This is a genomic window from Yoonia sp. I 8.24, assembly GCF_022096995.1.
Taxonomy (GTDB): Bacteria; Pseudomonadota; Alphaproteobacteria; order Rhodobacterales; family Rhodobacteraceae; genus Yoonia.
This window is the reverse complement of sequence record NZ_JACXGQ010000005.1, coordinates 391,129-400,091: the sequence shown is the minus strand read 5'-3', so window position 1 is coordinate 400,091 and position 8,963 is coordinate 391,129. Positions and strand designations below refer to the sequence as shown.

The window sequence follows — 8,963 nt, the reverse complement described above, 5'->3', positions numbered from 1 at the left end:
CAAAACAATCGCACTTGCCGCCGCAACAATCGCTGCTCTGGGTTCAACTGCTTCTGCAAGCAACTACTTTGAATTCGGTGAAAATTTGGACGCAAGTTCAGTCCTTGAACTTGGTCTGGTCCGCGCCGACGCCGATGGCGTTGTTGAAATCTACAAAAGCGTTGCAGGTAAACCAGGTGCATTGATCGGCACCGAAACTGTGCACGCTGGCGCAAACAGCAACGTACGTGTGAACGTCGGTAAAGCCCCACAGCAAGACGTCATCGCCGTGCTGAAAGTTAACGGTCAAACAGTTGCAGAGCGCGACTACGACATCGTCCGCTAAGCGCTGAACGCATCCTCCCTCCTCTTCCCAAAAGGTCGCCTTCCCAACGGAAGGCGGCCTTTTTTCGCGTCGTAGACTTGCTGCGCGATTCTGAACGTGGGACTGTGCCCGAAACGCGAATATCCTAACCGGACAGGTCCCTCTCGATGCCCGCTGATAAGCTGCTTGCCGATGTTTTTGGTTTTGATGCGTTTCGCCCCGGCCAAAAAGACATCGTTGAGGCTGTCACCGCCGGGCAAAACACTTTGGCGATTATGCCAACCGGCGGGGGAAAATCCCTGTGTTTCCAGCTGCCCGCAATGGTTCGCGATGGCGTTACCGTCGTCATTTCCCCCTTGATTGCTCTGATGCGCGATCAAGTGCGCGGTCTGCGCGAAGTTGGCGTCAGCGCGGGCGCACTTACCTCTGGCAACACCCAAGAAGAAACCGATGCAGTCTTTGCCGCACTTGATGCTGGCACGCTAAAGCTGCTGTATATGGCGCCTGAGAGGCTCGCCTCGGGCGGCACGGTCAACATGCTTCGCCGTGTCGGCGTGAACTTGATCGCCGTGGATGAAGCCCATTGTGTCAGCCAATGGGGGCATGACTTCCGACCCGATTATTTGCGAATTGGCGATTTGCGGCGCGTGCTTGATGTGCCATTGGCGGCCTTCACCGCAACGGCTGATGCTGAAACCCAAGTCGAAATCGTCCAAAAACTATTTGACGGCGCGCAGCCTGCCACGTTCCTACGCGGGTTTGACCGCCCCAACATCCACCTTGCCTTTGCCGCCAAAGACGGGCCACGCGCACAGATTCTAAATTTCGCTGCCGCGCGCAAAGGGCAATCGGGTATCGTCTACTGTGGCACCCGTGCCAAAACCGAAACGCTTGGGCGTGCGTTAACCGACGCCGGGCATCTGGCGTGTTACTATCATGGCGGCATGGATGCCGAAGATCGCCGCACTGTCGAACGGCGTTTTCAGCAAGAAGATGGGCTGATTGTTTGTGCAACGGTCGCCTTTGGTATGGGGATCGACAAGCCCGATATTCGCTGGGTCGCCCATGCCGATCTGCCAAAATCTATCGAAGGCTATTATCAAGAAATCGGGCGAGCCGGGCGCGACGGTGCGCCAGCGGAAACGCTCACACTGTTTGGGCCTGACGATATTCGCTATCGTCGGCAGCAAATCGACGAAGGTTTAGCGCCGCCTGAACGGCGGGCAGCGGATCATGGGCGGCTAAACGCGCTATTGGGATTGGCAGAGGCGCTGCGCTGTCGGCGGCAAAATTTGCTCGAATATTTCGGAGAGACTCCTGAGCCCTGCGGAAATTGCGACCTTTGCGACAAGCCTGCTGATATTTTTGATGGCACCACGGCCGTTCGCATGGCGCTTTCGGCGGCCTTGCGGACCGAAGAATGGTTCGGGGCGGGGCATCTGATCGATATTCTTCGCGGCGATTTGACAGATAAGGTCCAACAGCGCGGCCACGATAGCCTGCCCACATTCGGCGTCGGAAAAGAATACGACAAACGCCAATGGCAGGCCATTTTTCGGCAAATGATGGGGCATGATCTGTTACGCCCGGATCGCGAACGCCATGGGGCATTGCGGATGACCGAAGCCGCCCGTCCAATCTTGCGCGGGGAAGCAAGCATCGAACTGCGTCGAGATTCAATCCGCGCGGCACGTGGCAGCGGCCCGAAAGTCAAAATGCTTGTCAGCGAAGAAGACGCGCCACTTCTCTCTGCACTCAAAGCGAAGCGCCGATTCCTTGCCGAACAGGCCGGCGTGCCCGCCTATATTATCTTTAACGACCGATCCCTGATTGAAATGGCTGAAAAGCGGCCCATGAATTTGGACGAGATGGCACACATCGGCGGAGTTGGCGCAAAGAAATTGGAAAGTTACGGACGTGATTTTCTTGAAGTGATCGCTGGCGAGGTCGAACCAATACACCCTGCCCGCCGCAAACTGGCCGGGCGGGGCGAGGGTGAGGTTTATGATCGTTTGCTCGAAGTGCAGGCCGATCTTACGCGCGGCCCGCACGGCGTCGATAAACCAATGAGCTGCACCGCCGCAATACTTGCCAAAGTGGCGCAAATGCGCAGTGCTGACGCGCGGCACTTAGAGCAGATCATTGGGGAACGGCACGCTGAACGATTTGGCGATGCGTTTCTCGAAGTGATTGCAAATCGTTAGGACCGCGAGGGTGCCCAAGAGCTCGCAGCGCTTGACCCCCGCACGCACGCGCACTAGCTAGCGCGCAATCTGACAAAGGAATTGATGATGGCGCGCAGACGCAAGGGACGCGATATTTCTGGCTGGCTCGTAGTGGATAAGCCAGCTGGGTTGACCTCTACCGCTGTGGTGAACAAGGTCCGCTGGGCGCTTGATGCCAAGAAGGCCGGGCACGCTGGCACGCTAGACCCCGAAGCAACAGGCGTTTTGGCCGTCGCATTGGGCGAAGCAACAAAAACCGTGCCCTATATCACGGATGCTCTCAAAGCCTATACCTTCGTCGTGCGCCTCGGTCAGGCGACGAATACCGACGACGCCGAAGGCGAGGTCATCGCCACCAGTGACGCCCGGCCGGATGACGAGACGATCAAAGCGGCACTTGGCGCATTTATTGGCGATATTATGCAAGTACCGCCACAGTTTTCAGCCGTGAAAGTTGACGGTGAGCGGGCCTATAAAAAAGCACGTGAGGGCGAAGAAATGGCGCTCGCGGCGCGGCCGCTTTGGGTCGAAGAACTCTTGCTGCTTGACCGCCCCGACGCGGATCACGTCGTGCTTGAAATGACCTGCGGCAAAGGCGGCTATGTGCGGTCCATCGCCCGCGATTTAGGCGAGGCTTTGGGCTGCAAAGCCCATGTCAAATCTCTGCGCCGAATTTGGTCTGGCCCCTTCCAAGCTACAGATGGTGTCACTTTGGATCAGGTCGATGCGCTGGCGAAAACGCCCGCGCTCGACGCGTTTCTTCAGCCACTTGAAATTGGGCTTGAAGATCTGCCAGAGGTCCGCTGTCTTGCCGAAAGCGTCGCAAAACTACGCAACGGCAACTCGGCTTCTGTCATCGCGTCAGGTGTTGAATTTGGCGAAGAGGTTTGGGCATCGTTCGAAGGCAAAGCCATTGCTGTCGGCACTTATCGTGGTGGTGAAATTCAGCCAACCCGTGTTTTTATCATGTAAGGTGGATCAAGATCCACCCTACGCCGCTGCATTATGATTATACGCAAACACACTCAAGGCGAGACGCAGTCATCCGCGGTCTATTCCGACTGCGAAAGCTATCGCTATGCGCTGACCCGTAGCTGGGAGCCCGAAAACCCGCGCGTTCTATTCGTCATGCTAAACCCCTCGAAGGCGACAGAAATTCAGAATGACCCCACAGTAGAACGGTGCGAGCGGCGTGCCCGCGCCTTGGGGTATGGCGCGTTTCGGGTGGTAAACATCTTTGCGTGGCGCGAAACCAACCCACTGCTGATGCGCAAAGCCATCGATCCGATTGGCCCCGATAACGATCAAACCCTGCTGGATTCCGTCGATTGGGCGGATCAAATCGTCGCCGCCTGGGGCACCCACGGCGCGCATTTGAACCGTGGCCCCGCTGTTGCCGAACTGCTTTGGGAAACCGGCAAACCGATATCCAATTTGGGCCTGACCAAACATGGCCACCCAAAACACCCGCTTTATATTCGCTACACACAGCTGCCAGAGCGCTGGCCGCGTTAACCAATTGGTTCGATTTCTGACGCGTTCCGCCTTTGTTCGTGCTAGTCTGACGCATCATGAGTCAGTCGACTCGGGGAATGAGCAGGTGCGCTATGTTAGCTATGCTAGGAATTCTGGGTGTCACTATGTCCGCGATCATGCTGATCGACGGCGATGATGAAACAGACGCAGAGCCCACCAACACGGCGTCCGAGGATGATTCCGACAGCGAAGATGAAGTTCTCACGATCGGCGATTTGGTCGACACGATGGACGAAGACATGGTTCTGTTTTCAGGCGATGCCGATGACAGCGTGTTTGGCGGTAGCGGCGACGACTACATCGATGGCGAAGGTGGCGCCGACAATATCTTCGGCAATGCTGGCGATGATGAACTGCATGGCGGCGCGGGTGATGATCAGTTGGACGGCGGTGAAGGTCACGACAACCTCTTTGGGCATATCGGGGACGATGTGCTCATTGGACAAGCCGGAGATGACAGTCTGAACGGCGGCGGCGGCGATGACCAGCTTATCGGCGGTGACGGCAACGATATGCTGCTGGGTTCATTGGGTGATGACATCTTGATTGGGGGAAATGGTGCGGACACGCTGCATGGTGGATCGGGTGATGACATCATTGACGACAGCGCCGACCAAACCCGCGATTTTCTGAATGGCGGCGCGGGTGACGACGTTTTGTCTGGCGGTATAAATGACGTTCTCAACGGTGGCACAGGGGCAGATCGGTTTTTGTTACACTTAGCGAGTGACGCTATTATCGAAGATTTTAGCCCCGGCGAAGACAGCCTTGAAATCAACTATTCCGGCACGCCACCGACCCTGAGCACAGCCATGTCAGATGGCGGCTTGGTTCTCTTAGCTGATGGGGTGGCTGTGGCGACTTTGGCAAACGTATCCGATCTTGATTTATCGAACGTTGCGTTGGTTGCTGAATAAAGCTCTTTTATTTTTGGTGGAATTCTCTTAAACGCAGCCATCCGTGCAAGGAATCGCTTGACGGATACCTCCAAGGGCCTTTCTGGACGACATCCCGGATCGCGCCATTCACCCTTTTTTACAAGGAGACCCCGATGTCGATTACTGCTGAAGACAAAGCACGGATCATGAAAGAGTTCGCAATCAAAGAAGGCGACACTGGTTCGCCCGAAGTACAGATTGCTATCTTGTCGTCGCGCATCGCGACACTGACAGAGCATTTCAAGACCCACAAAAAAGACAACCACGGTCGTCGCGGCCTGCTCAAGATGGTTGCACTACGTCGTAAGCTTTTGGACTACACCAAAGCCAAAGACGTTGCACGTTACCAATCTTTGATCGAACGCCTGGGCCTACGCCGCTAAGGTTTAAGCACAATGGGCTACGCGCCCATTCCCAATTCGTTTGATAGATCTATTAAAAACGCCCGTCTGACGATGGGCGTTTTTTGTTGCTGCGATCACACTGCCTATCAAACTAGCTCGCTTGTGCAAATGGCGGGCTCGATGACCGATCTGACCCTCTATATTCGCCCTCCCCGCCGCTAAAGTGGCCTGCAAGCTCCTTCATCTCTCCGGCTTTCTGACGCAGTTCAAGCGATGACGTTGCGCTTTCGTCAACCATTGCTGCGTTTTGCTGTGTCACGCGATCCAACACAACGATGCCAGAGTTGATCTCAGACAGGCCTGTTGATTGCTCTTCTGCACCGCTCGCGATTTCTTTGATCTGCGCTGAGACCGCGTTGACGCCTGAGAGAACCTCTTCAATGGCCGCGCCCATATCAGATACTAAACCGACACCAATAGCGATATTGTCGTTTGACCCAACGATCAGTCTTCGAATTTCTGACGCCCCGTCGGACGAACGCTGCGCCAATGCTCGCACCTCGGATGCAACAACTGCAAATCCAAGCCCTGCGTCCCCTGCCCGCGCGGCTTCTACACCTGCGTTCAGCGCCAATAGGTTGGTCTGGAACGCAATATCATCCATCAATTGCACGATATGGCCGATTTGTTCTGATGAATCTTCGATCGTTTTCATCGCGCTGACAGCCTCACGCCGCACATTTTCACCACGTTCTGCTTGCGCGCGTGTACCGTCAATCGCGCTCGCAATATCACGGGCGCCGGTAGCTGTGGCTTTCACGCTGGTGCTAATTTCATGCATCGCTGCGGCAGTCTCTTCGAGCGTTGCAGCTTGATTTTCGGTTCTTTGCGAGAGACTGACAGTATTGTCGTTGAGCCTTTGCGCGTCACTGTCAATTTGTTCGGCGTTGTCTTGCAGGTTCCCAACTATTCCGCTCAAAGATCGGACTGTGTTATTAAAATTTTCCCGCAATTCTTCATATTCGCTTGGAAAACGATCTCTGAGGTTGCAGTCCAAACTTCCTTCGGCCAAACGCGCCAGCGCTTCACCTAGTTTTTGCATAACTTCTGCCTGAGCTTCAACGCTCTTTTGACGTTCAGAAATTGCATCCTTCCCGGCCGCCAGTTCAGTCTTAAAGCGTTCCAACGCGCGCGCGATATCCCCCAGTTCATCGCCCGTTTTGGCTTCTGAAACGATGCTTTCTAAATCACCACCAGACAGCGTTTTCACACTGTCGGACAAAGCAACGATCCGACGTGTTAATTTGCTTGCAATCCAAAATGCAAGAGCTGCAACAATGACCAGCACCAATGCCGTCTGGAGTAGCACCAGTGACAGTAGATGGCGCGTCGCACCGTTCGCTTCGCTCAAGTCTTGTTCTAGAACGAGGTGCCATTCTTTGCCAAATGCATCGAATACTTTCGTGTAGGCAATTACAGGTTCACCTGAAAGGCCCGTCACCCCTGTCATCATCGTTTCTTCGCTGTGTTGCGCTGCCGCGATCTGAGGGAGCGACGGCAGCGCATCGAGAATTGCGTGCCCACCCGGCATAGTTGACCCAGAACGTGCGCGCCCATCATCACCAACGGCGTAGATCTGACCTGTTTCGCCTAACATTTCTGTTTCGGAAATAATGCGCCCAATTTCGTCTGCTGGCAATTGCAAGGCAGCAACACCGAGACGCGCACCATCGGTGCCAAATACGGGAGTTGCCACAAATTTTGCTGCCGCACCTGCGCTCGGGGCGTAGGGTGAAAAATCTGTCATATAGACTTCGCCAGCCGTCATCGTCGTCGCTGCTTGGAATGCGACCCCAAGATCGCTATTCGCGTATTCACCTGTCCGAAAATTGGTCGCGAAATCGCTTTCCTTAAAGACAGAGTAAATAAGGTTCCCTTCAAGATCAAAAAGGAACACATCATAATAACCGCGTTCCTGTTGGAAGCGATGAAATGTTTCATGAAACTCAGCATGCGCGGCGGACCATTGCGATCCATCGGCGGCATCTTGTAGCATGTCCTTTTCACCCGTTGGGCTTGGATTATCATATATATAAAGCTGTTGAAGCCTATCTTGCGCGCTTCCATCGAAGGCCTGCCAGCCCGTGCCAAACGCCGCCAATGCGTCAAATGTCCCGTGGTTATGCGCGAGCACCGTTATATCAACGTTCACCGATGACAACCAAACTGTTAGCTGCTTTGATTTCTCATTCAGTAGATGCGTGAACGCGAGTTCGCGTTGCTCGTTAAGCTCGCTTCGCGCAGTCACAAACGACAACGTGGAAAATGCTATCATTAGAGCCAAAGTCGGGACTGCCACAAGAATTGGGAACTTGTAGCGCAGTTTCATTCTGCGCCAACGGCTGCGACGGTTTTTACCATTCCAGACTTTCGTCATGATCCACTCTCCAACTAGATTCGGCCGCGCGCCCAATGCGCTGGTTAAAAGAGCTAGCCAAAGATTCCTTCGATTTGATTAAGCGGCGCTTGGAATCGCGCAGAATGCAACACATGCGCCCGCATCGGTTGTTCGATTCGGAGTTTGCAGGTGTCCGTCGGCGCAGGTTCACCAGACATTCAGCGTCTTGGTGTGCGTTTTTAGCTTCGAACCTGCGCCATCATCGTCGTCAGATCGTAAGCGGCAAAACCCTGCTGCTCGCTGGTCAGCACAAGGAAATCGCCAAACGGGTGAATATCGAGTCCCTTAGGCCCGCCTTCTTGTGTGTTGTGTCTTCCCGCCAAAAACGTTGCATCATCCATAATCTTAAACGATCCGGTCGGTTGGTGGTCACCTTGCCAATTGGTCGTATCATCACGCCAATAGTGCACCAAAGGTGCCCCGGCATCGGCAACAAGAACGCCGCGCCCATCTTGCATAAACCGAACCCCATGCGGGTAGGCGGATCCCATCAATCGACCAGATGGTTCAACGTGTTTCGAAATGCTCCGGTAGGAAGGGTAAACCCGTATCGCATGTTCGTCATGATTAGAGATCGCGACACTTTTAGACTGGGAGCAGACAGAAATACCGTCTAGAATCTCCATACCGCGTTTCAAGGCGATGCGCCTCCGGTAGGCGCGGTGGTCACCAAACCCAGTAAATATCTTCTGATGTGCAATGCGCTTGGAATAGTTCAGGCATACCAGCACCTGGTATCCAAAACGCCCCTTGTTCGCCACTGCAACCGAACCCGGAGATTTCATGTCGTGGCGCCAAGACGCCTTGTCGCTTTCGTACAGAAGGTCGGCTGTGGCCTCATTGCCATCAAAAGGCACGTCAGGCAGGCGTAGAACCACCAAGCGCCCCTTGCGGTTGGCAACGGCGAGAGTGTGTTCATCAACAAAATCGATCCCATGCGGTAATTTCAGCGAGGGATGCTTAACCGTCAATTTGCCTTCAATCGTGACAGTCAGTTTGCCCGCGTTGCGCCGGTAGCTCAGTTTGAACAACATAATAGAGTGGTAACAAAGCCAGCGACAGCGATCACCTTGCCACTGGGCGAAAAGCGGCAATCTTCTGTGCGCTTCAGGTCGATATCTTCAGGGTAAGTGTTGGTGCTAGTTCAACTTCGGCCGC

8 protein-coding genes are annotated in these 8,963 nt (G+C 54.6%); 6 read left to right on the top strand and 2 right to left on the bottom strand.

Translation table 11 applies throughout. The features are described from left to right. The 6 genes from Yoon_RS12765 to rpsO form a co-directional block, all read left to right on the top strand. Positions 1-325, top strand: a 325-nt coding sequence (locus tag Yoon_RS12765; RefSeq protein WP_238112641.1) for a hypothetical protein, incomplete at its 5' end; no start/stop codon positions are given. 146 nt (positions 326-471) lie between these two features. Beyond that, positions 472-2,508, top strand: a complete 2,037-nt coding sequence (gene recQ, locus Yoon_RS12760) for a DNA helicase RecQ (protein WP_238112640.1) — start codon at positions 472-474, stop codon at positions 2,506-2,508. A gap of 87 nt (positions 2,509-2,595) precedes the next feature. Beyond that, a complete protein-coding gene (gene truB, locus Yoon_RS12755; protein WP_238112663.1) occupies positions 2,596-3,501 on the top strand; it encodes a tRNA pseudouridine(55) synthase TruB in 906 nt (301 codons plus the stop codon). Positions 3,502-3,534: 33 nt separating this feature from the next. Continuing rightward, positions 3,535-4,044 carry a DUF1643 domain-containing protein gene (locus tag Yoon_RS12750; RefSeq protein ID WP_238112639.1) on the top strand — a complete coding sequence of 170 codons (510 nt, stop codon included), beginning with the start codon at positions 3,535-3,537 and terminating at the stop codon, positions 4,042-4,044. Positions 4,045-4,136: 92 nt separating this feature from the next. Further along, positions 4,137-4,982 carry a calcium-binding protein gene (locus Yoon_RS12745; protein WP_238112638.1) on the top strand — a complete coding sequence of 282 codons (846 nt, stop codon included), beginning with the start codon at positions 4,137-4,139 and terminating at the stop codon, positions 4,980-4,982. Between the two features lie 134 nt (positions 4,983-5,116). Then, entirely contained in the window at positions 5,117-5,386 is a 270-nt protein-coding gene (rpsO, locus tag Yoon_RS12740) for a 30S ribosomal protein S15 (protein WP_113774929.1), read from the top strand. A 112-nt stretch (positions 5,387-5,498) separates the two neighbouring features. Here the strand turns inward: rpsO and Yoon_RS12735 are convergent, their stop codons facing one another. Then, positions 5,499-7,784 carry a methyl-accepting chemotaxis protein gene (locus tag Yoon_RS12735; RefSeq protein WP_238112637.1) on the bottom strand — a complete coding sequence of 762 codons (2,286 nt, stop codon included), beginning with the start codon at positions 7,782-7,784 and terminating at the stop codon, positions 5,499-5,501. Between the two features lie 200 nt (positions 7,785-7,984). Next, complete coding sequence (locus tag Yoon_RS12730; protein ID WP_238112636.1) at positions 7,985-8,839, bottom strand: hypothetical protein; 855 nt, start codon at positions 8,837-8,839, stop codon at positions 7,985-7,987. Positions 8,840-8,963: the final 124 nt, after the last annotated feature.

Bases quoted from the DNA above. Each gene is read 5' to 3' on its own strand.
- Yoon_RS12750 (WP_238112639.1), top strand. From the start codon at position 3,535: ATGATTATACGCAAACACACTCAAGGCGAGACGCAGTCATCCGCGGTC.
- recQ (WP_238112640.1), top strand. From the start codon at position 472: ATGCCCGCTGATAAGCTGCTTGCCGATGTTTTTGGTTTTGATGCGTTT.
- rpsO (WP_113774929.1), top strand. From the start codon at position 5,117: ATGTCGATTACTGCTGAAGACAAAGCACGGATCATGAAAGAGTTCGCA.
- truB (WP_238112663.1), top strand. From the start codon at position 2,596: ATGGCGCGCAGACGCAAGGGACGCGATATTTCTGGCTGGCTCGTAGTG.
- Yoon_RS12730 (WP_238112636.1), bottom strand. From the start codon at position 8,839: ATGTTGTTCAAACTGAGCTACCGGCGCAACGCGGGCAAACTGACTGTC.
- Yoon_RS12745 (WP_238112638.1), top strand. From the start codon at position 4,137: ATGTTAGCTATGCTAGGAATTCTGGGTGTCACTATGTCCGCGATCATG.
- Yoon_RS12735 (WP_238112637.1), bottom strand. From the start codon at position 7,784: ATGACGAAAGTCTGGAATGGTAAAAACCGTCGCAGCCGTTGGCGCAGA.